Origin of the sequence: Vibrio sp. 10N.286.49.C3 (genome assembly GCF_041469545.1) — a bacterium.
Classification (GTDB): Bacteria; Pseudomonadota; Gammaproteobacteria; order Enterobacterales; family Vibrionaceae; genus Vibrio; species Vibrio tasmaniensis_A.
Map to the genome: position 1 here is coordinate 152,050 of NZ_JBFRKT010000027.1, position 21,246 is coordinate 173,295.

17 protein-coding genes are annotated in these 21,246 nt (G+C 44.1%); 7 read left to right on the top strand and 10 right to left on the bottom strand.

The genetic code is table 11. The features are described 5' to 3' along the window. Positions 1–67: 67 nt before the first annotated feature. On the top strand, positions 68–1,024 hold the full coding sequence (gene ispH, locus AB4180_RS12780) for a 4-hydroxy-3-methylbut-2-enyl diphosphate reductase (protein WP_012603278.1): 957 nt from the start codon (positions 68–70) through the stop codon (positions 1,022–1,024). A gap of 147 nt (positions 1,025–1,171) precedes the next feature. Here ispH and btsR read toward each other — a convergent pair whose 3' ends face one another. The 3 genes from btsR to AB4180_RS12795 form a co-directional block, all read right to left on the bottom strand. Beyond that, the gene (btsR, locus tag AB4180_RS12785) at positions 1,172–1,903 is read right to left on the bottom strand and encodes a two-component system response regulator BtsR (RefSeq protein ID WP_004735051.1); all 732 of its coding nucleotides are present in this window, start codon (positions 1,901–1,903) and stop codon (positions 1,172–1,174) included. A 105-nt stretch (positions 1,904–2,008) separates the two neighbouring features. Next, entirely contained in the window at positions 2,009–3,679 is a 1,671-nt protein-coding gene (locus tag AB4180_RS12790; RefSeq protein ID WP_017091340.1) for a sensor histidine kinase, read from the bottom strand. Positions 3,680–3,936: 257 nt separating this feature from the next. Continuing rightward, positions 3,937–5,430, bottom strand: a complete 1,494-nt coding sequence (locus AB4180_RS12795) for a carbon starvation protein A (protein WP_102249724.1) — start codon at positions 5,428–5,430, stop codon at positions 3,937–3,939. Positions 5,431–5,764: 334 nt separating this feature from the next. Between AB4180_RS12795 and AB4180_RS12800 the strand changes: the two genes are divergently transcribed. Next, positions 5,765–6,115, top strand: coding sequence for a DUF2799 domain-containing protein (locus tag AB4180_RS12800; protein WP_009848451.1), 351 nt, complete (start codon positions 5,765–5,767; stop codon positions 6,113–6,115). Positions 6,116–6,380: 265 nt separating this feature from the next. Here the strand turns inward: AB4180_RS12800 and murQ are convergent, their stop codons facing one another. Next, a complete protein-coding gene (murQ, locus tag AB4180_RS12805; RefSeq protein WP_102249723.1) occupies positions 6,381–7,301 on the bottom strand; it encodes an N-acetylmuramic acid 6-phosphate etherase in 921 nt (306 codons plus the stop codon). Between the two features lie 45 nt (positions 7,302–7,346). After that, positions 7,347–8,462, bottom strand: a complete 1,116-nt coding sequence (locus tag AB4180_RS12810; protein ID WP_102249722.1) for an anhydro-N-acetylmuramic acid kinase — start codon at positions 8,460–8,462, stop codon at positions 7,347–7,349. A 121-nt stretch (positions 8,463–8,583) separates the two neighbouring features. Here AB4180_RS12810 and nagZ point away from each other — a divergent pair, with 121 nt between their 5' ends. From nagZ to tyrA, 3 genes are all read left to right on the top strand, one after another. Then, positions 8,584–9,573: a beta-N-acetylhexosaminidase gene (gene nagZ / locus AB4180_RS12815; RefSeq protein WP_102249721.1), complete on the top strand. Its 990-nt coding sequence runs from the start codon at positions 8,584–8,586 to the stop codon at positions 9,571–9,573. A 246-nt stretch (positions 9,574–9,819) separates the two neighbouring features. Beyond that, positions 9,820–10,893: a 3-deoxy-7-phosphoheptulonate synthase gene (locus tag AB4180_RS12820; protein WP_012603285.1), complete on the top strand. Its 1,074-nt coding sequence runs from the start codon at positions 9,820–9,822 to the stop codon at positions 10,891–10,893. A 117-nt stretch (positions 10,894–11,010) separates the two neighbouring features. Then, positions 11,011–12,138 carry a bifunctional chorismate mutase/prephenate dehydrogenase gene (gene tyrA / locus AB4180_RS12825; RefSeq protein WP_017084805.1) on the top strand — a complete coding sequence of 376 codons (1,128 nt, stop codon included), beginning with the start codon at positions 11,011–11,013 and terminating at the stop codon, positions 12,136–12,138. Between the two features lie 161 nt (positions 12,139–12,299). Here tyrA and AB4180_RS12830 read toward each other — a convergent pair whose 3' ends face one another. The 3 genes from AB4180_RS12830 to ettA all read right to left on the bottom strand — a co-directional run bounded on the left by AB4180_RS12830 (position 12,300) and on the right by ettA (position 15,485). Further along, positions 12,300–13,310 carry a M23 family metallopeptidase gene (locus AB4180_RS12830; protein WP_017072893.1) on the bottom strand — a complete coding sequence of 337 codons (1,011 nt, stop codon included), beginning with the start codon at positions 13,308–13,310 and terminating at the stop codon, positions 12,300–12,302. A 48-nt stretch (positions 13,311–13,358) separates the two neighbouring features. After that, positions 13,359–13,727 carry a PilZ domain-containing protein gene (locus AB4180_RS12835; protein ID WP_102249720.1) on the bottom strand — a complete coding sequence of 123 codons (369 nt, stop codon included), beginning with the start codon at positions 13,725–13,727 and terminating at the stop codon, positions 13,359–13,361. Between the two features lie 90 nt (positions 13,728–13,817). Further along, complete coding sequence (ettA, locus tag AB4180_RS12840) at positions 13,818–15,485, bottom strand: energy-dependent translational throttle protein EttA (RefSeq protein WP_004735040.1); 1,668 nt, start codon at positions 15,483–15,485, stop codon at positions 13,818–13,820. 263 nt (positions 15,486–15,748) lie between these two features. Between ettA and AB4180_RS12845 the strand changes: the two genes are divergently transcribed. Then, positions 15,749–17,698 (top strand): transglycosylase SLT domain-containing protein, encoded by a 1,950-nt coding sequence (locus tag AB4180_RS12845; protein WP_102249719.1) that lies wholly within the window; start codon positions 15,749–15,751, stop codon positions 17,696–17,698. 172 nt (positions 17,699–17,870) lie between these two features. Next, positions 17,871–18,167 carry a trp operon repressor gene (trpR, locus tag AB4180_RS12850; RefSeq protein WP_009848461.1) on the top strand — a complete coding sequence of 99 codons (297 nt, stop codon included), beginning with the start codon at positions 17,871–17,873 and terminating at the stop codon, positions 18,165–18,167. A 117-nt stretch (positions 18,168–18,284) separates the two neighbouring features. On the opposite strand, the gene yjjX is transcribed toward trpR, so the two are convergent. After that, positions 18,285–18,806: an inosine/xanthosine triphosphatase gene (gene yjjX, locus AB4180_RS12855; protein WP_009848462.1), complete on the bottom strand. Its 522-nt coding sequence runs from the start codon at positions 18,804–18,806 to the stop codon at positions 18,285–18,287. After that, positions 18,769–21,147 (bottom strand): bifunctional diguanylate cyclase/phosphodiesterase, encoded by a 2,379-nt coding sequence (locus AB4180_RS12860; RefSeq protein ID WP_102249718.1) that lies wholly within the window; start codon positions 21,145–21,147, stop codon positions 18,769–18,771. Before AB4180_RS12860 ends, yjjX begins: the two co-directional genes overlap by 38 nt. Between the last annotated feature and the right edge of the window lie 99 nt (positions 21,148–21,246).

Here is a 21,246-nt window from a genome sequence, read left to right on the forward strand (position 1 = left end):
TCACTGTAGAATGCGAACCTCGCTGACAGCGAACTCTATAGAAACAACCTTAGTACCGCGGTAAATGATGAGCAATGAAATGAAAATAATGTTAGCTAACCCTCGTGGCTTTTGTGCCGGTGTCGATCGTGCGATCAGCATCGTAGAGCGCGCACTAGAAATGTATCAGCCACCGATCTATGTTCGCCATGAAGTGGTGCACAACCGCTTTGTTGTAGAGGGGCTCAAGCAGCGTGGTGCTATTTTTGTCGAAGAACTGAGTGAAGTGCCAGACGACAATATCGTGATCTTCTCTGCTCACGGTGTTTCTCAAGCTGTTCGTAAAGAAGCGAAAGAGCGTGAACTCACGGTATTTGATGCAACATGCCCATTGGTAACCAAAGTCCATATGGAAGTTGCTCGTGCGAGCCGCAAGCATATGGAAGTGGTTCTGATTGGTCACGCAGGTCACCCTGAGGTTGAAGGCACCATGGGTCAGTACGCTAGCCAAACTGGTGGTATGTATTTGGTTGAAAGACCAGAGGATGTACAGAACCTCGTGGTGAATGATCCAAGTAACCTGCATTATGTTAGCCAAACCACTTTGTCAGTTGATGAAACGGCGGATGTGATTGAAGAGTTACGCCGCGTGTTCCCTGAGATCCAAGGGCCACGTAAAGATGATATTTGCTACGCAACACAAAACCGTCAAGACGCAATTCGTGAGATGGCCGGTGATGTTGATGTCGTGATAGTTGTTGGTTCTAAGAACTCATCGAACTCAACTCGTTTAAAAGAGCTGGCTGAGAAGCTAGGCACGCCAGGTTATCTAACCGACTGCCCTGAAGACATTCAAACTGAATGGGTTGAAGGGAAAAAGAAAATCGGTGTAACAGCCGGTGCTTCTGCTCCTGAAGAGTTGGTAAACCAAATCTTAGATCGTATTCGTGAGCTGGGTGCTACCGAGGTTGAAGAGATTCAAGGTCGTGAAGAGAACATGTTCTTCGAAGTACCGAAAGAGCTGCAGATTAAGCAAGTCGACTAATCTCTATAGATTGGCGACAAGATCGATTCGTAACTCTATCGATTCGCAAACACTATTGATTTGTAAACAGCAGGAAGCCAACGTTGATACGTTGGCTTTTTTGATCGTGCTTTGGAACAAGACGTCTAACTTCTAACTTCTAACTCGTTACTGGAGACCGAGTAGCTCCTTTAGTGTCTTGAGGTAGCGGCGGCTGACAGGCACTTCAAAACCAGTCAGCGTGATGATCTCCGCTAATCCATTTTCCAACAGTTTGATCTCTTGGATCGATTTTATGTTGATCAAATACTGTCGATGACAACGGATCAAATCGGTTTTTTCTTCCAAGATCTTTAGCGTTAACTGTGAGGTCGCCGTTTGTGAGGAGCTACGAACATGCACACCACTGATATCCGAATAAGCGCACTCGACCGTTTGGCTCGCCATGATCACAATGCGGTTATGGCCGATACATGGGATCTGTTCTAAACGGCACGGAGCAATGGCAGAGATGTCTTGTTCCGGCGCTTTGTGGTTCTGCTTGATGACCTTATTCAGACGACAAACACTCTTGTTTAGTCGACAAGGTTCGACCGGCTTGAGTAGGTAATCAAAGGCATTGTCTTCAAAGGCTTGAATCGCATATTGGTCGTAGGCAGTGACGAATACAACGTAAGGCATGGTGTCTGGATCAAGCATGCTTAACAGTTCGATTCCGGTAACCTGCGGCATTTGGATATCCAAATACACCACGTCAGGCTTGAGCAGATTGATCTGTTTAAGTCCTTCGATCGCGTTACTTGCTTGGCCGATGATTTCCACTTCTCCAGTCTCGGTCAGTAGTTCAATCAGTTCTTCGCGAGCAAAAAGCTCATCATCGACAACTAATGCCTTTAACATCCTACAATCTTCATCTTGGTTCTATCCCTGCTTGGTTCACGTTTTTCTTTGAAATGTCTGCTTCTAAATGTTTCAAATCGGAGCGAGTCGTCTCTGAAAATGCCCTTATTTCAGTATAGGTATGATAAAGCTCATTCGAGTGAATTGCTGTGGTTGAGATTCTATTTTTAGTGCTGAATCTTGTCCAAAGAAATTAGTGAGTCGTTTATCAACAATTTCCATGCCTAGTCCAACATGATCTTTCGATGGCTTTTGATAATTGCCCGCGTTGTCTTCAACGGTCAACTTAACCCCACCCTTGAAAGCCTCGCTATAGATCTTCACTTTGCCACCTTCCAGCATGTTAGAAATCCCATGTTTGATGGCATTTTCTACTAACGGTTGCAGGGTAAAGCTTGGCAGTTGCGACTCATACAGTTGCGGGTCGATATCCCATTCCACTTCTAATCGATCGGTAAAGCGTGCCTTCTCTATGGTTAGATACGCATTAACGTGTGCCAGTTCATCTTTGAGTTTTACCGTGTTGATGTTCTGCTTCAGGTTACTTCTAAAGAAGTGAGACAGATGTTGAATGAGCTCACGTGCTTTATCAGGGTCACGACGTGTAACGGCACTGATGGTGTTAAGTGCATTAAACAAGAAGTGTGGGTTCACCTGTGCATGCAGCAGTTTGATTTCCGCTTGTGTCAGCAGCGTTTGCTGCTGCTGATAGTTGCTAAATAGGATCTGGCTCGACAATAGCTGAGCGATACCTTCACCCATCGACATATTGATGGTCGAGAACAGCTTCAGCTTTGGCTCATACAGTTTGATGGTTCCGATGACTTCGTTTCCTGCTCTTAACGGGATAATTAGCGCTGAGCCTAACTTACAATCTTGCGAAAGGGAGCATTGGTATGGATTCTCTTTGCCATCAAGGTAGATGATGTCGTTCTGTTCCATCGAAGTGAGCGTGCTCTGCGATGAAATAGGGGTGTTCGGAATATGGTGTTCATCACCAATGCCGATGAAAGCGAGAATTTTTTCTCGGTCGGTGATCGCCACCGCACCAACGTTGGTCTCTTCGTAAATGATCCGCACGATTTTTTGCGCATTATCTGAATTGAATCCTCCATGTAAAATACCCACTGAACGCTCGGCGATGGTTAATGCGCGACGAGAGAAGGTTGCAGAATATTTTTCGAAGATGGTTTTACGGTCTTGGATGATGCTCATGAACAGTGCCGCACCCACAGAGTTTGCGATGATCATTGGTGCGGCAATATCGGACACTAAGGCATAAGATTGCTCGAATGGTTTCGCGACCGCTAAAAGAATGAGCATCTGAATAATCTCTGCAAACAGGGTTACCGAGAAAACCACCAATGGATTAAATAGCTGGCTGGCTTTGTTCTTTCTAACCAAGTAAACGTGCAATAGGCCGCCAATCAAGCCTTCTGCTGTGGTGGAAATAGCACAAGCCAAGTCTGTGAAGCCGCCTAATGAGTAACGGTGAATACCGCCAGTAAAGCCGACGGCAAAGCCAACGACAGGGCCGCCAAATAGACCACCCATGACCGCACCCATCGCGCGCGTATTGGCTATCGCGTCATTAATCTGCAGTCCAAAATAGGTGCCCATAATACAGAATAGGGAAAACAGAACGTAGCAGCTTATTTTATGACTTAAGCGTGAAGAGATGCTCAACAAAGGGAGAATCAACGGGGTTTTACTTAGCATGTAAGCTATTACTAAGTAGACACAGGTTTGTTGCAGCAGAGAGAGAATGAGTTCCATATTTTCACCAATTGAGATGCTTGCTAAGTGTAAAGCTCATTGAGGCTGAAAGGTAGCTTTGCTTTTTGCAGGTTGTCTTTCTTTTATAAAGTGGAAACTAACGTATTCAGTGGTTATGGATAAAATAATAAAGCCCATCATACATGATGGGCTTTGATCTTAGATTCCAGTTCATCAAAGATGTGGTGGAACAAGCGAAGTGTTTTTGGCTTTCTTATTCTCCTCTTTCTATGAAGAGTGAGAATATTTCGGGAAAGCTAAGCTGTTTTTGTTACGGGCTTTGCTTCCTTTTCTGATTCTTCATCAGCAAGGTCGATATCGCCTTTGCCTTTTGAAATTTTGATAACGTAAGCTGCGATACCGAATGCACTCACTACGCCGATGATGGTTGAAAGCTGCATTGGCAGACCGAAGCCTAGCTGGCTGTTGTTCAGGATGAATGTAATACACACAGAAGTCATGAACACAGCTGGAACCGTTGTTACCCAGTGCAGTTTATTGTGACGAAGTAGGTAAGCCGAAGCTGTCCATAGCATCATGACTGCTGTTGATTGGTTAGCAAAACCGAAGTAGCGCCAGATGATGCCGAAATCTACTTGAGTCAGGATGCCACCAAGAACGAATAGCGGTAGAGCCATTAGTAGTCGGTTACGCAGTGTTTTCTGTTCCATGTTGAAGTATTCAGCAAGGATAAGACGGCTTGAACGGAACGCTGTGTCACCAGAAGTGATAGGTAGGATAACCACGCCAAGGAAAGCAAGGATACCGCCAAATACACCCAGTAGGCCAAATGAAGCGCTGTATACCACGTTACCTGGGCCGCCGTTTGCAATCGCGTCAGATAAAGACTCAACTGAACCGAAGAACGACAGAGCAAGTGCACACCAGATTAGAGCGATGATGCCTTCACCAATCATTGCGCCGTAGAACACGAAGCGACCGTTCTTCTCGTTTTCCATACAACGCGCCATCAAAGGAGACTGAGTTGCGTGGAAGCCAGAGATAGCACCACAAGCGATAGTGATGAATAGAGCAGGCCAAAGTGGTAGGTCATTCGGGTTCATGTTGGTGAACATGTCTTTCATCTCGAAGCCGCCCATTATTTGGTGCTCGTCAGACAGACCAATCGCAGTGATTAAGCCAACAGACATGAAGATAAGCAGTGCGCCGAACAGTGGGTAGAAGCGACCAATGATTTTATCGACAGGGACAATCGTTGCGATGATGTAGTAAGCAAATATGATAACAACCATCGTTGTTGCAGACATCGCGAAATCAGTTTGGTCGTTCACTAGGTTAGTGATCATGCCTGCTGGAGCAGAAACGAATACCACACCAACAAGAAGCAGTAGAACAATGGCAAAGATGTTCATAAAGTGTTTTGCGCCATTGCCTAGGTAACGTCCTGTGATGGTTGGAACCGAAGCACCACCATTACGGATAGATAACATACCTGAGAAGTAGTCGTGTACAGCACCTGCGAAGATACAACCTAGAACGATCCAAAGCATTGCTGCTGGGCCGTAAAGAGCACCCATGATAGGGCCGAAGATTGGACCTACACCTGCAATGTTAAGCAGCTGAACTAGGTAAACCTTTGGTGTTGACATAGGAACGTAGTCCACGCCGTCTTGCTTGGTGTGAGCGGGTGTTTGACGCTTTTCATTGACACCGAAAATCTTTTCGATAAAGGCACCGTAAATAAAGTAGCCACCAATGAGTGCTGCAACACAGGTAAGAAACCACATCATAATTTGTTATCCCTGAATGTATTAATTAAGTCAGGGTGTATATTAAAGGAGTGTATGAGGAGAAACTTCCGCTACTGGAGTGAGTGGTCGAATAGCTAATTAAGTGGTGTTATAACCGGTTTAGTGGTTTGTGACCTTTGCGGAGCGGTTGGTTACTGGTGTTGAGAAGTGTCATGCTTCTAGTTAGTGGTGACTTATCAGCTTTAAGCGGTAATCAATAAATATCAACGGCAGATAACAGACATAAGTGGACATCAGTCAGTGTTCAGCGGAGAATCGCCACAAAGGCAGCGCTTCGTCAGAAAGTGGTGAAGTAACAATATAAAGGATTGAAATGAAAAAAATAATCGCATTATTCGCCGTGGCATTTAGCCTTGCAGGATGCAGCGCCAATGTTCAAGATTTAGCCGCCGAAGGCAATTGGCAAGAGATTGGCTATCGTGATGGTATCAAAGGCCACACTCAGCGTTCTTATTCAGATATGGCCGAGCTTGGCGGAGTCGATCAAGCTAGCTATACAGAAGGTTATCACCTAGGTGTGACTGAATATTGTAATCCGAACCATGCTTATCAGATTGGTTTATCTGGTCAAGTGTATGAAGGCGTGTGTTCTGGTACGGAAGACGCTCAACGTTTCCGTATGGAATGGCAACGTGGCTGGGATGAGTTCTCGAACGACTATTAAGCCCAAGCTAGCGATAACAAATGAAAACTAAAAAAGACCAGTACTGCATGTGTACTGGTCTTTTTGTATGTAGCGAGAGTAACGCTCAACAGTATAATGCCAATCGTAGTAAATAACTGTTCATCCTAGCTGGTTAAAACACTCGATAACATCGTTAGAAATTTTAATTGTAGAATAACTACTTATCGAAAATTTCTGCCTTGTTCTCAAGCATTTTTCCTGCGCTATTTATAGTCACTTACTTACTGTGATTGGTATCAGCAGATTACTGATTATTCTCGACCGCTTTTCTTAAGAAGCCATTTTGTTTATCAAGCTGAGCCTTGGCCAGTTCTAAATCTAGCCCTGTTAGAATCATCAAAATCGATAGCTTCACATCGTAATCAGTCGCTTTAAGTGTCGACACCGCCAGTGCTTTCTCGCACTCCGTTGCTTGGATAACGATACGAGCAGCGCGGGCAACCAACTTTTCATTGGTCGCTTTTACGTCGACCATCAGGTTTTGGTAGCTCTTACCAATGCGAATCATGCTGGCTGTGGTCAGCATATTAAGCACCAGCTTTTGTGCTGTCCCTGATTTTAAACGAGTTGACCCCGTTAAGGCTTCAGGGCCAACCACTGGGCTTATCGCGATTTGAGCAATTTCGGCAATTGGAGAGCCAGGGTTACAAGACAGCGCAACCGTCACCGCGCCAATCTGATTCGCATAATTGAGCGCACCAATCACGTAAGGTGTACGGCCACTGGCTGCAATGCCTACCACGACATCATTTTCTGTAAATTGAATGGCTTTGAGGTCTTCAATACCGAGAGTCAGCGAATCTTCCGCTCCCTCTTTGGCTTTTAAAATCGCTTCTGGCCCGCCAGCGATTAAGCCGATAACCATTTTGTCTGAAACACCGAAAGTCGGAGGGCACTCTGAGGCGTCTAAAACACCTAATCGGCCACTTGTGCCCGCGCCCATATAGATCAGTCGGCCGCCGTTTTGAAAGGCGTGAGCGATCTTATCAACCGCTTTCGCGATCTGTGGTAATTCGGCTTCTATCGCCAGTGGAACCTGTTTGTCTTGTTGGTTAATCTTTTCAACCACTTCGAGAGAGGTGAGCAGATCAATATCCATAGTGTCAGGGTTTCTCCCCTCCGAAACGAGGTGCGAGAGCGCTGATATGAGAGCGTCGTTACTCATAATGATCCTTAAATGGTGATTCTAAATTGATGGTTCTAAAATTGTTTAGTCAGCACGGTAGAGAACGCCTAGAGAGGCTGCTCTGCTTGCGCCAGTCACTTCTGGTAAATTGCTTGGCAGTTGATGAACATGACGTTGAGCAAGCCACGCAAAGGCCATGGCTTCCATGTAGTCGGCATCAACGCCTTTACTGGTGGTCGACTCAACCTCCCAGCTAGGAAGCAGTTCAGACAGTCTCTTCATCAACAATGGATTTCTCGTACCACCGCCACACACATACAGTGCCGGTTGGTTACCCAAGCGATAAGTCTCTACTTCATTGGCTATCGTCAATGCAGTGTATTCACAAAGTGTGCGCTGAACATCTTCTGCTGCAAGGTCTTTAAATTCTGTTAATTGTTGCTCTAGCCAAGGTAGATTAAATAGCTCCCTGCCAGTGCTTTTCGGCGGCATTTGAGATAGATAAGATTCATTTAATAACTGTTCGAGCAAGGCTTGATTGAGTTGACCTTTAAGTGCGAATTGCGCATCACGGTCAAACTTCTCACCCGTGTGCGTATCAACCCAAGCGTCCATCAACATATTGCCGGGGCCTGTATCATAACCAAGAGTAGGCTGATTCGGGCGCAGCACTGAAATATTCGAGATTCCACCAATGTTCAACACCACAACCGAGCTGTCTCGCGGGTGAAAAATCGTATGGTGAAACGCTGGTACTAATGGCGCACCTTGTCCGCCAAGCGCCATGTCTTTGCGTCTGAAGTCGGCAACCGTTTGAATCTGTGTTTTAGCGGCAATGATATTGGCGTCACCTAACTGCATGGTAAATGGCGAATTACCGGTTGGCTGGTGGAATACTGTTTGGCCATGGTTCCCAATCGCAGTCACAGAAGATGCAGGCTTATCTGACTTGTCGAGAAGTTGCAAAACCGCATCAGCAAATAGATGACCAAGCTGGTGGTCTAGTTCGCCAATCGCAATCAAATCCGTTTTCTGACCAATACAAACTTCAAGCAGACGCGCTTTGAGATCATCAGGCATTGGGAACTCATCATGAGCGAGCAATGTGATGCGCGAATCTTCAATCGACACTAAGGCGGTATCAACACCGTCCATACTCGTTCCCGACATCACACCGATATACAGTTCTTTACGATCCATTCCTAAGCTCTTGCACTGCATTCTTAAAGTCTTCCACAGATTGGTTTAAAAACATTGTAAAGCAAATTTAAAGAGAATAATCTCGGGAAGTTTATGAAATTAGGTTTAATAAGGGATAAATATGGGACCGTTGTGGGTAGATGTCGCGGGCTACGAACTGACAGCTGAAGACAGAGAAATTTTAGAGCACCCAACCGTTGGTGGTCTCATCTTATTCGCTCGAAACTACCACGATAGCAAACAGCTTTCGGCGTTAAATAAAGAGATCCGCAAGGTAGCGAAACGTCCTATTTTGATTGGCGTTGACCAAGAAGGCGGCCGAGTTCAGCGCTTTCGCGATGGTTTTTCAATTATCCCTGCAGCTCAAGAATTTGCGACTAAGAACGATGGTGAGCAGTTAGCAGAACAAGCCGGCTGGTTGATGGCGGCGGAATTGATTGCCCATGATATCGATCTGAGCTTTGCGCCGGTATTAGACAAAGGCCACGACTGTAAAGCGATTGGTAGCCGAGCGTTTGGTGAAGATATTGATACCATTGTTCGTCACAGCAGCGCTTTTATCAAAGGCATGAAGTCGGTTGGTATGGCGACAACAGGCAAGCACTTTCCTGGACACGGTGGTGTGATTGCTGACTCTCACTTAGAAACGCCTTACGATCCTAGAGATGATATCTTTGAAACCGACATGGCAATTTTCAAGGCGCAAATTGAAGCTGGAATATTAGATGCGATGATGCCAGCACACGTGGTTTTCTCTCACTATGATGATCAACCAGCGAGCGGTTCACTGTATTGGCTGCAGAAAGTATTGAAGCAGCAGCTTGGATTCAAAGGCTTAGTTTTTTCTGACGACTTAACGATGGAAGGCGCTGCCATTATGGGCGGACCAGCAGATAGAGCGAAAGCAGCCTTGAATGCTGGCTGTGACATGGTGCTGATGTGTAATAAGCGAGATGCACAAATTGAGGCTCTTGATCATTTAGCAATTCAAGAGGTGCCTTTAGCCAACTCATTGCTTAAAAAGCACAGCTTTGATTTATCGACGCTTCACTCGGATAGTCGATGGAAAGAGGCCTCAGAGCAAATTAAGCGAATGTTAAATGCTGGGTGATAAATAAACACTCTATAAGTTTGAAGAAGGCGATATGAGAAATATCGCCTTTTTTGTATGTGTGAGGTGCAGTTTAAGCTGGTTTGTGTATTAGAGTTAATTAAAGTGAGCATGTAAATTTAAATTTACACCAAATGTTTTTTATTGTTTACACTTGCAATCGTTTTTGTAGCTGTTATTGTGTTTTTAAAGATTGTCAGCCCAAATGGAAATATTGGGTGTAAAAATAAATATACAGGTTGAGTTATGCAGAAAAGTGAATTAAGCAATGTCAATATCATCGACGAACAAGTACTGATTACTCCAGAGGAGTTAAAAGCAAAACTGCCTTTGAGTGATAATGCTCGTCGTTTCATTCAAGAGTCTCGTCAAACTATTGCAGACATTATTCATAAGAAAGATCATCGCATGCTTGTAGTATGTGGCCCATGTTCTATCCATGATATTGAAGCGGCGAAAGAGTATGCGAAACGCTTAAAAGCTTTATCTGAGCAGCTTAGCGATCAACTGTATATTGTAATGCGTGTTTACTTTGAGAAGCCTCGTACCACTGTTGGTTGGAAAGGCTTGATCAATGACCCTCACCTAGATGGCACTTTCGATATTGAGCATGGTTTACATGTTGGTCGTGAGTTACTTGTTGAACTTGCTGAGATGGAAATCCCACTAGCGACGGAAGCGCTAGATCCAATCAGTCCGCAATACCTAGCAGATACATTCAGCTGGGCAGCAATCGGCGCTCGTACGACTGAATCACAAACTCACCGTGAAATGGCGAGTGGTCTTTCAATGCCAATCGGCTTTAAAAATGGTACGGATGGCAATCTAGGTACTGCAATCAATGCAATGCAGGCGGCTTCTTCTAGCCACCGTTTCATGGGTATCAGTCGTGAAGGTCAAGTCGCACTACTCACGACGCAAGGTAACCCAAATGGTCACGTAATTTTACGTGGCGGTAAGCAGACGAACTACGATTCAGTATCTGTACACGAATGTGAGCAAGAGCTGGGTAAGTCTGGCTTAGAGGCGGCACTAATGGTTGACTGTAGCCATGCGAACTCTCGTAAAGATTTCCGTCGCCAACCGCTGGTGGCTGAAGATGTCATCCATCAGATTCGTGAAGGTAATAAGTCGATTATCGGCCTGATGATTGAGAGCCATATTAACGAAGGAAACCAATCTTCAGATATACCTCTCAATGAGATGAAATACGGTGTATCTATTACCGACGCGTGTATCAATTGGGATTCAACTGAGGCACTATTGAAACATGCACATACGGAATTAGTCCCGTTCTTAGAGAACCGCTTGAAAGGTTAGTCAGAGTTTAAATTTAAGTGCCTCATCTAATGGGGCATTTTAAGATCTGCTGCTAACGAACTTGCATCAGTGCAGGCTTATAGATTAGTACGGGCTTATAGATTAGTAAGGAATAAAATGGCCGTTGAACTGAACGAATTACGCGACCAAATCGATGCTGTCGATAAACAAATGTTGGATTTACTCGCTCAACGACTGGCTCTAGTAGAGAAAGTCGGAGAAGTAAAAAGTGAACATGGTTTACCTATTTATGTACCAGAGCGCGAAGCTGCGATGCTGGCGTCTCGTCGTCAAGAAGCCGAAAAAATAGGGGTTCCACCGCAGTTAATCGAAGATATTTTGCGTCGTACTATGCGTGAGTCTTATGCCAGTGAAAAAGATTCTGGTTTTAAGTGCCTTAACCCAGAGTTACGTTCAGTGGTTATCGTTGGTGGTAATGGTCAACTTGGTGGTCTGTTTGGCCGTATGTTCAAGCTTTCTGGTTACGAAGTGAAAATCCTTGGCAGCCAAGATTGGGATAGAGCCGATGAGATCTTAGATAATGCAGGCCTTGTAGTTGTAACTGTTCCAATTCACCTGACAGAAGGTGTGATTGCGAAGCTGGGTAACCTCCCAAGCGATTGTATTCTTTGTGATTTGACGTCGATTAAATCAAAGCCTCTACAAGCCATGATGAACATGCACCAAGGCCCAGTGGTTGGGTTACACCCAATGTTTGGTCCTGATGTTCCAAGCCTTGCGAAACAAGTGATTGTTTACAGTGATGGGCGTGGCTCTGAAAGCTACCAATGGTTACTTAATCAATTTGGTATTTGGGGCGCGAGCCTTTGCCAGATGGATGCTGCTGAACACGACCATGGCATGACTCTGATTCAAGCACTACGCCACTTCACCTCTTTTGCTTACGGCTTGCACCTAAGTAAAGAGAACCCGAACATTGATCAGCTTCTGAAGCTAAGCTCGCCAATCTACCGACTTGAGATTGCGATGGTTGGTCGTCTGTTCGCTCAAGACCCGAACTTATACGGTGATATCATTCTTTCTTCAGATGAGAACATTGAGATGATTCGACGTTTCCATAGTCGTTTCGGTGAAGCATTAGAAATCTTGGATGGGAAAGATAAAGCAAAATTCGTTGATAGCTTTAATCAAGTCAGTGATTGGTTTGGCGACTACTCGCAGCAGTTCTTACAAGAGAGCCAAAATCTTTTAAAGCAAGCGCATGACTCGATTCATCGTGGCTAATCACTATTTGAAATCATAAAAAAGAGCGACCATCTGGTCGCTCTTTTTGTTTGTGCTGAACGCTATGAAAGCATTTGGCCTACAGTAGGCTAATAGCAATTAGAGCATCATAGGCCAAACCAACAGGTCTTATCTATTAACAACTAGTTAGCCATTAACAACTAGTTAGTTGTGATAGGTTTTTTGCTCTCTTCACTCGATACCGTGTCGATGGTCGAGCTAATGTAAGGCACGTTAGTCAGGTTGATCTGCAAGCGAACCACATTATCAATCAGTTGAACCAGTGGGCCCCACTTAACTTTTTTCTCTTTCTCGAACACGTAGTTGAAGTTTTCTGGTGTCCAATCCATCAAGTATTGAGGGTTCAGTGAACGACCAAGGAAGCGTACTTCATAATGCAAGTGTGGCCCGGTTGAGTTACCTGAGTTACCACAGCTTGCAATCACATCACCTTTACTCACAAACTGACCGCTGCGAACTTTGAATTTTTGTAGGTGCGCGTAAGAACTCATGAAACCGAACGAGTGACGCATAGTAATAAAGTTACCGAAGCCTTTTTTACTTGGGCGTACCGTTTCAATGACTCCATCTGCGGGCGCTACAATATCTTCACCACGCTTACACGTTAGATCGATACCAGTATGTACATGGCGTTTACCTGAAATAGGGTTAGTGCGGCTACCATAAGAAGAAGAGATACGTTGATAAGCCATCGGACTGTCGTTTGGAATCAAACGGAACATCGTCGCTCTTACTGCTGAATCGACTGCAGCCGCATCAATGCGATCTTCTAAAGAAATATCATCGGTAAGCAGTTCTTCATCAGCAAGACCCAGCACGGATTCCACATCAAATACACGCTTACCAAGCAGTTGAATGGTGCCTTCTTTTTCTGTCAGTGTTTGCGATAACGAGTGATTGGTTTCTACCTGCTCAGCGTAAAGAAACTCGGTTTGCTCTTTTTCAACAATCAGCGTTTCAATCAACTGTTGTGCATCGCCTGCTTGCATCGCGAGCTCTTGTTTACCTTCGAAGTGCATGTATGCAGCTCCGCCAATTAACAGTGGCACTGAAAAAATGGCAGTGGTGCACATGAGCACGGCTTTTCGGCCGAAGTAAAACGTCTGTTCCCCTTGGTTAGAGGGAATAGTAATGGAAATTTTTTTAGACATGGTTCTGTATTAACTAAATGCTTCTAATAGAAAAAGGTAATGGAGATATTACTCCTTACCCAAATCGGTAAGGTGTTCAATCTCTCTGTAAAGCAGTTCATCGTCGCCGACATTAAGCTCAACAAGGCGCTTAAGGTGGCTAATACTATCAATATCTAAATGCTCTATGCGTAAACGCATTGAGGTATTGATGGTAGAGACTATCGTTGCTTCTAACTGAATATTGATATCACTGTTGGTGAGCTTAAAGCTGACTTGAACAGGAGCATCGTGGCTGAGTTGCTGCCATTTATCACACTGAATGAGTAAACCATGAAGAGATAAGTCTTGCACCGAGCCTGATACTTTTACATGTCCTTGTGAGATCTCAGTCGGGACTTGATAAATAACTCGTGAAAATTGACGTCTTTCAAGCATAGGTAATTTCTCTATATCAATAGGTAAATAGTAAGCCAGATATATCAAAGGCCGCTATTATCGCGGCCTTTGTTCAAAATACAAGCTAATTTACTTAGCAATACGCTTGTACTTGATACGGTGCGGTTCAGCCGCTTGTGCGCCCAGAGTCTTTTTCAGCCACTCTGTGTATTCAGTATAGTTACCTTCGTAGAAGTTAACTTGACCTTCATCACGGTAGTCTAAGATATGGGTCGCAATACGGTCAAGGAACCAACGGTCATGCGAGATAACCATTGCACAGCCAGGGAACTCAAGCAGCGCTTCTTCAAGTGCACGTAGAGTTTCGACATCAAGGTCATTGGTTGGTTCATCGAGTAGCAGTACGTTGCCGCCCGCTTTCAGCAGTTTCGCAAGGTGAACACGGTTACGTTCACCACCAGAAAGCTGACCGATGATTTTCTGTTGGTCGTTGCCTTTGAAGTTGAAACGAGAACAGTAAGCACGTGCAGGGATTTCGAAGTTGTTGATCTTAATGATATCAGCGCCTTCAGAGATCTCTTGGAATACTGTTTTGGTGTCGTCCATGCTGTCACGGAACTGATCAACAGAAGCAAGCTTAACCGTTTCGCCTAATTCAACTGAACCTGAATCTGGCTGTTCTGCGCCGCTTAGCATCTTGAATAGTGTTGATTTACCTGCACCGTTGGCACCTACGATACCCACAATAGCGCCTTTAGGCATGCTGAATGATAGGTCATCGATAAGAACGCGATCACCAAATGACTTCGTTAGGTTCTTAACTTCAAGTACCTTGTCACCTAAACGCTCACCTGGCGGGATGAACAGTTCGTTGGTTTCATTACGCTTCTGGTATTGGCCTGTCGTTAGTTCTTCAAAACGAGCCATACGAGCTTTAGACTTAGCCTGACGGCCTTTAGGGTTTTGACGAACCCATTCAAGTTCTTTCTCGATCGTCTTTTGACGTGCGCTTTCACCTGATTTTTCTTGTTTCAGACGCTCATCTTTCTGTTCTAGCCAAGATGTGTAGTTACCTTCCCATGGAATACCTTCACCACGGTCAAGTTCTAGAATCCAGCCAGCAGCGTTGTCTAGGAAGTAACGGTCGTGGGTAATTGCCACAACAGTACCGCTGTAATCAACAAGGAAGTGCTCAAGCCAAGCCACTGATTCTGCATCCAAGTGGTTGGTTGGTTCATCAAGAAGCAGCATGTCTGGCTTCTCTAGAAGTAGACGACAGATCGCAACACGACGACGTTCACCACCGGATAGGAGTTCGATTTTCGCATCCCACTCAGGAAGACGAAGTGCGTCAGCTGCGCGCTCTAGAGCTGTCTCTAGGTTGTGGCCGTCTTTCGCTTGGATCAGTGCTTCAAGCTCGCCTTGCTCTTTAGCAAGCGCATCGAAATCTGCATCTGGTTCAGCGTAAGCTGCATATACTGCATCGATACGTTTAAGTGCGTCTGCAACATCAGAAACCGCTTCTTCTACGATTTCACGCACTGTTTTTGATTCGTCTAGTACAGGCTCTTGCGGTAGGTAACCGACTTTAAGACCTTGTTGTGCACGAGCTTCACCATCAATATCAGTATCAATACCAGCCATGATACGTAGTAGGGTAGATTTACCTGAACCATTTAGACCCAAAACACCGATTTTAGCGCCAGGAAAAAAGCTAAGAGAAATGTCTTTAAGAATTTGACGCTTAGGTGGAACAGTTTTGCTCACCCGAGACATGGTATATACGTATTCAGCCATTGCCGATCGATCCTAATTATTGTTCAAAATTGTTTGCTATTTTATACCAATATCCTCAAAGATGTTACTCCTAGGACAGAAAAGCCATTCTTGAACTAATCCTCACCTATTATTGTCACATTGGTCATTAAAACTATATTTAATAAGCTTTCGAGGCGATGTGTTAAATATTAACAATATTTACACTCAAACTCTTTACATTTGATGTGATGTCGGGCGTAAATAGACTTCACGTATTCATACACGCACTAAGGAAAGAGCGAATGTTTTTCCGCATTGGTAATACGAAAATTGCTGTCGCTGCATCGGCAATTTTGTTTTCATTTTCACAGGCTCCAATGGCTATGGCCAGCAATGCTTCCGAGCTTGAAATGCAGCGTGATGTTTATGACAGAGCGCAAGAGGTTTTAGACAACCGTGATCTAAAAGCTTATTTAGCACTCCGTAACAAAATTCAAACATACCCGTTAACACCTTACACTGACTATCGCGCCTTTTTATTGGGCTTAGGTGATCGAACGCCAAGCGAGGTGGATGCTTTTATTGAAGAGAACAAAGCACTGCCGTTTTCCAATCGTATACGAGCGCCTTATTTAGATTTATTGGCGGCTCAAAAACAGTGGAAGACGAGCCTTGAGTTTCAAACCCAAGAGCCTGTTGGTGAAAAATATCAATGTATCTATTACCGCGCTAATTATGAACAAGGTAATCAAGATCTCGCCTTTAAAGGTGCGAAACAACTTTGGTTAAGTGGCAGTGGTGTTGATGATAGCTGTGATTCACTTTTCGAAAGCTGGGATGAAGCGGGCTTAAGAACGGATCAGTTGGTTCTGGACAGAATGCTTTTAGCGTTCGAGAGTCGAAACGGTAAGTTAATGAGCTACTTGGTTAAGCAATTAGATCATGATGAGTCAATTACTCAAGCGAAGCAGATGAAGGCGTTGTACAACAAGCCTGAAAATGTACTCGCGTTTGCTAAGAAGCACCCAGCGAATGAATTCTACCAAGCTCAAACTGAATTTGGTTTCGAGAAGCTAGTAAGGAAATCCGCAAGCAGCGCTCAAGAGGTTTTTGATGATGTTGTGAAAGCTCAAAAATTTTCGAAAGAAAAATCCCAAGAGCTAGCGGATTACTTAACGTTCCGCTTGATCAATACCGACTCTGAAGAGTTGATGGCGTGGCGAGACAAAATGCTCGCGAGTTCATCAAAGCAAGTCTTGTTGGAAAGACGTGCTCGCTTAGCGATTCAGCATGCCGATTGGACTGGCTTGAAAGAGTGGATTGCGCGCTTAGATGGTAAACATCAAGCTTCGCTTCGCTGGCAGTATTGGCAGGGTAGAGCTGAGATTGCGCTAGGCGATACTGCTGAAGGTAATAAGCGATTGTCAGACATTTTGGGTCAGCGTAATTTCTATAGTGTGGCTGCCGCTAAGCAATTAAATAAGCCTGTTAGCTATCCAACGTCGACCCTTAAATACAGTGCAGAAATGGTGAAACCATTCGACACTTCTTTGGTTCGCATAGGTGAGCTGATTGAGCGAGATAAAATAGCGGCTGCAAAGAGTGAGTGGCGCTGGTTATTAAGTCATGCAGATAAAGAGCAAAAAGCGATGCTTGCTGCTCATGCTGCGACACAGCGATGGAATCACTTTACGGTAACGGCGAGTATTTCTGCGAAGATGTGGGATAACATTGCGTTACGTTTCCCTGTCGCTCATAAGTGGTGGTTTAATTTCTATGCCGAGAAGCACGATCTCGATCCCATTACTTTGATGTCTTTAGCAAGACAAGAGAGTGCGATGGATTCAGAGGCTCGCTCTCCAGTTGGCGCGCGTGGCATCATGCAAATTATGCCAAAGACGGCGCAATACACGGCTAACAAACATAAGATTAAGTACCAGGGCAGCGATGATCTTTATGATGTAGGTAAGAATATTGAGATAGGCAGTCATTATTTAGATGGCCTACTCGCTCAATATGATGATAACCGCATCTTCGCATTTGCCGCGTATAATGCTGGCCCTAGTCGTGTGAAACAGTGGCGATCTCGCAGCGATGAAAAGCTCGATGCATTTGCTTTTATCGAGATGATCCCATTCAAAGAGACTCGTGGTTACGTTCAGAATATCTTGATGTTTGAGACTTACTATCGAGATATCCTGGGTGAGAAAGGGACGTTTTTAGCACCTCACGAGGCAAAAACGAAATACTAAGCTTTCTGTATTTTTCTCCAAGCTGAGTAATATTAAAGGCAGTGAGTGCGAACCATTTCCACTTACTGCCTTTTTACATTGGATCACATCAAGTGTTTCGGTATAAAGTGTTCGACGCTTTCAATCGTTAAGCGACTCTTTAAAGTCAGAATTTAAAAGTAAGTGTAGAGATATGGCATCACAACCTGAATATGAGAATTGGCAACAACTGATGGACTTGGTAAAGACGGCTGTCGAAAAAGATCAGCATGAACTATTGTTGACCATGATGATGACACCAGACGAGCGAGATGCTTTAGTTGCTCGAATTAACATCTTTTGTGAGTTGATGAAAGGTGAGATGTCTCAACGACAGGTTAGCCAAATGCTGGGAGTAGGCGTCGCGACGATAACCAGAGGCTCAAATGAGCTAAAGGCCAAATCTGAACAAGAGAAAGCCGTGATCGCCGACCTTTTGCTCAAACAATAACTGAGTTAAGCAACCTCTGAGTAGTGTGTCTATTAATTCGATAAAAACGCTAACTGAATGTTAGCGTTTTTTAATTCTGGTGATTGTTCTCTGAGGCTTTCGAAGTTTAGCGAAGATCTAGATAGGAAAGTGCTCTGGATTCACAAATGGGATCAGCGCTAAAATTAAAGCCTGATGATAGACAGAGCTGCGTGTTAGTTGGTTATGCGTTAGTAGGCCAATCGCACCGCCTTTTTGTTTGATATTATCGGTGCCAAACACTTCATCCATCACATCCCCTAGCTCGTTCGCATGTTCTAACTTTTCAAGTACTGCAGGTGGCAACATCAAACTTGCTGAACGCGATTCTCCACGTAGGCCATTTGCTTCGATCACCATCCATGCAAAGGTAACGTTTTTTTCTATTCCAGCTTCTAATCCCACATAAAAATCTGCATTAGGCTGAGCTTGGATCGTGTTGTAAACACGATTTACCGCACCTTGATAGGTTTCGTCGTTGCTCATGGGTTGATCGGCGACGCCACTAGGGACACTGATGCCTTTGAAATCAAATTCAGTATCAGGAAAAGCCGATAAGAATGCACTTTTAACGGCGCTAATTTTAGCTGGATTCAGCGATGCGATGATTACAGATTTCATGTGGTTGATTCTTTTTATTATCGATAAAATTGAGTTGATGCTGTCGGTACCATTCCGTCAGCTCTTCTAATGGCATTGGCTTACCAAAATAATAGCCTTGTAGCATATCGCACTGCGCATCTTGTAACCACTGATGCATGCATTGAGTTTCAATTCCTTCGGCTGTGACCTTTTTCCCTTGAGCATGGCATAGCCCGATAATGGGTTTCACTATGTTCTGGTTATCTGTCTCAATCAAGGTGTCCAAAAAGGTTTTATCCAATTTAATCTTCTGAGTTGGATATTGAACCAGTTGAGTGATCGAGGTGTAACCAGAACCAAAGTCGTCGATTGCTAATCTATAGCCCATGTATGATAACTGGTTAAGTAATGGGAACCCCTGAGAGTTTGAGTAAAAGGTTTCTGTGATTTCAAAATCGATCAAATTGGGCGGAATCTGATTGATTTTCGCATGCTCTTTGATGAAATCAGCAAGGTGAGTGGTTTTAATCCCGGCTGAAGATAAGTTAATCGATAGCTGAATAGAGTGATCGAATTGAGCTTGAAGTTGATGGAATGAAGCAAATGCATTCTGGATAACCCAGCGATCAATTATTTCAAATAATCCGGTTTGTTCGGCGATAGGAATGAATTCATCGGGTGGCACTAAACCAAGGTGTTTTGAGTGCCAACGTAATAGCACTTCTACACCAATAATATAACTTCCTGTTGAGTCCATATAAGGCATGTAAACGAGCTTAAACTCTTCATCAAAATTATTTTCTCTGAGGGCGCTCTCAATACTGGCTTGACGCTGAATGGTTTTATCTAAGTCTAACGAGTAATCTGCGAATTGGTTTTTACCTGCACGTTTGGCTTGATACATCGCGGTATCAGCATTCGAAAGAAGCTTCTCGATTGTATCGCCATCATTAGGGTGGGTCGCAATACCAATACTGACCGTAATCGGGAAATTACCTGACTCGGTGACAAACCCCTTTTGTAGTGGGGTGAGTAAATCATTCGAAAATCGATGTGCGATATTTTCTTGGTGATTTGGAGCATTAATGTATACAACGAACTCGTCCCCAGAAAGTCGGGCTGGCAGACAGTGGGCATTTAATTCTGTTTTGTAGTGGTTACAAATATTGGAGATACGCTGAGCAAAACTGACGAGAATCGAGTCGCCGATCTGATGCCCGTATTTGTCGTTCACAAATTTGAAGTTATCTAAATCAAAGTAGAGAACCCAGGTTTCGGTGTTCGAACTAGGTTTTGACAACGACTGCTGCACGAAGGTTTGAAACTGGTGCCTATTGGCTATTTGGGTCAACTGATCATTTTCTGCCAACAACTTAGTCTGTTGGTACGTGTCATCCAACTCTTGGTACATATCATAAAAGCGTTGGGATAAGCGCCCCAACTCATCATTTGTTCCTAGGCGCTCAATGTTTTTTCTCTGTTTTTTCTCAACCTCTTGAAGCTGCCTATCTAAACGGGTGATCGGGTTTATCACCCAGCGAGATAGCAGGATCAGCAGTAAGGTAACACTGACAAATGCAGATAGGGCAAAGGATAGGCTCAGTTCATTCCAGATAGATTTGAGTTTGTTGTCTAATAAGAATGGTGCAGGATCGAGCGTGGCGTAGAGGCCAGGTGCTAGCTTTATAGATTGTGTTAACTCACGCCCCTGTGTCACTAACGTAGGGGTAAAAAACAAACTAGTTTGATAGTCGAACTCTATCTGTTTTCGTAGTGAATTAAACTTATCAAGAGAGACAGATACAACCACAAAAAACACATTGTTGGGTGGATCGTTTATTGGTGTCGAAACTGCTTTTTTATCAATAACATCATAATGAACTAATACCCCTTCACCTTGGGAATTCTGTATGTAGTCCGTACTCGAAGTTGCTAACGTTTTTTGATATTGATGCTCAATGAACTCTAATATCTTGGGATCCATTTTTGCGAAAGGATCATTGGTATTGTCAGCGTAATATTTAAGAGCTCGATCGCTATCAAGCAACGCGACCCTTGTAAAACTGTCGTTACCATCTTGCAGTAACTTAATCGTTTCGTTTAGGTTATCAGTCAGTTCACGTTGGTGGTCGACATTTTCATCAACCATAAAATAACGCTTAACCAGGTCACTATTGGTGAGGGTGTAGGAGTAATTGTTGAGGAAAGAACGAGACTGTTGAAAATAGCCTGCTAATTTTTCCATGCTTAATTGCAGTGCATTGTCTTCACGTTTGATAAAGCTGTTTTTTTGCGTGGAATAGATGATATAGCTAGAAGCCGCTGTACTGAACAGTATTACGGGGGCAATCACAAGTAATATTTTAGTACTTAGCTTCATGGTTATTCACAACATGGTTTATAAATTTTAGCGCGCAAGTTTATGTTATTTCGAGAGTTCTTGCCATCGATTATATTGTGTTTGAAGAGTTTTGTTTGG

Coding starts and splice junctions, on each gene's coding strand:
- ispH (WP_012603278.1), top strand. CDS start 68: ATGAGCAATGAAATGAAAATAATGTTAGCTAACCCTCGTGGCTTTTGT.
- btsR (WP_004735051.1), bottom strand. CDS start 1,903: ATGTTAAAGGCATTAGTTGTCGATGATGAGCTTTTTGCTCGCGAAGAA.
- AB4180_RS12790 (WP_017091340.1), bottom strand. CDS start 3,679: ATGGAACTCATTCTCTCTCTGCTGCAACAAACCTGTGTCTACTTAGTA.
- AB4180_RS12795 (WP_102249724.1), bottom strand. CDS start 5,430: ATGATGTGGTTTCTTACCTGTGTTGCAGCACTCATTGGTGGCTACTTT.
- AB4180_RS12800 (WP_009848451.1), top strand. CDS start 5,765: ATGAAAAAAATAATCGCATTATTCGCCGTGGCATTTAGCCTTGCAGGA.
- murQ (WP_102249723.1), bottom strand. CDS start 7,301: ATGAGTAACGACGCTCTCATATCAGCGCTCTCGCACCTCGTTTCGGAG.
- AB4180_RS12810 (WP_102249722.1), bottom strand. CDS start 8,462: ATGGATCGTAAAGAACTGTATATCGGTGTGATGTCGGGAACGAGTATG.
- nagZ (WP_102249721.1), top strand. CDS start 8,584: ATGGGACCGTTGTGGGTAGATGTCGCGGGCTACGAACTGACAGCTGAA.
- AB4180_RS12820 (WP_012603285.1), top strand. CDS start 9,820: ATGCAGAAAAGTGAATTAAGCAATGTCAATATCATCGACGAACAAGTA.
- tyrA (WP_017084805.1), top strand. CDS start 11,011: ATGGCCGTTGAACTGAACGAATTACGCGACCAAATCGATGCTGTCGAT.
- AB4180_RS12830 (WP_017072893.1), bottom strand. CDS start 13,310: ATGTCTAAAAAAATTTCCATTACTATTCCCTCTAACCAAGGGGAACAG.
- AB4180_RS12835 (WP_102249720.1), bottom strand. CDS start 13,727: ATGCTTGAAAGACGTCAATTTTCACGAGTTATTTATCAAGTCCCGACT.
- ettA (WP_004735040.1), bottom strand. CDS start 15,485: ATGGCTGAATACGTATATACCATGTCTCGGGTGAGCAAAACTGTTCCA.
- AB4180_RS12845 (WP_102249719.1), top strand. CDS start 15,749: ATGTTTTTCCGCATTGGTAATACGAAAATTGCTGTCGCTGCATCGGCA.
- trpR (WP_009848461.1), top strand. CDS start 17,871: ATGGCATCACAACCTGAATATGAGAATTGGCAACAACTGATGGACTTG.
- yjjX (WP_009848462.1), bottom strand. CDS start 18,806: ATGAAATCTGTAATCATCGCATCGCTGAATCCAGCTAAAATTAGCGCC.
- AB4180_RS12860 (WP_102249718.1), bottom strand. CDS start 21,147: ATGAAGCTAAGTACTAAAATATTACTTGTGATTGCCCCCGTAATACTG.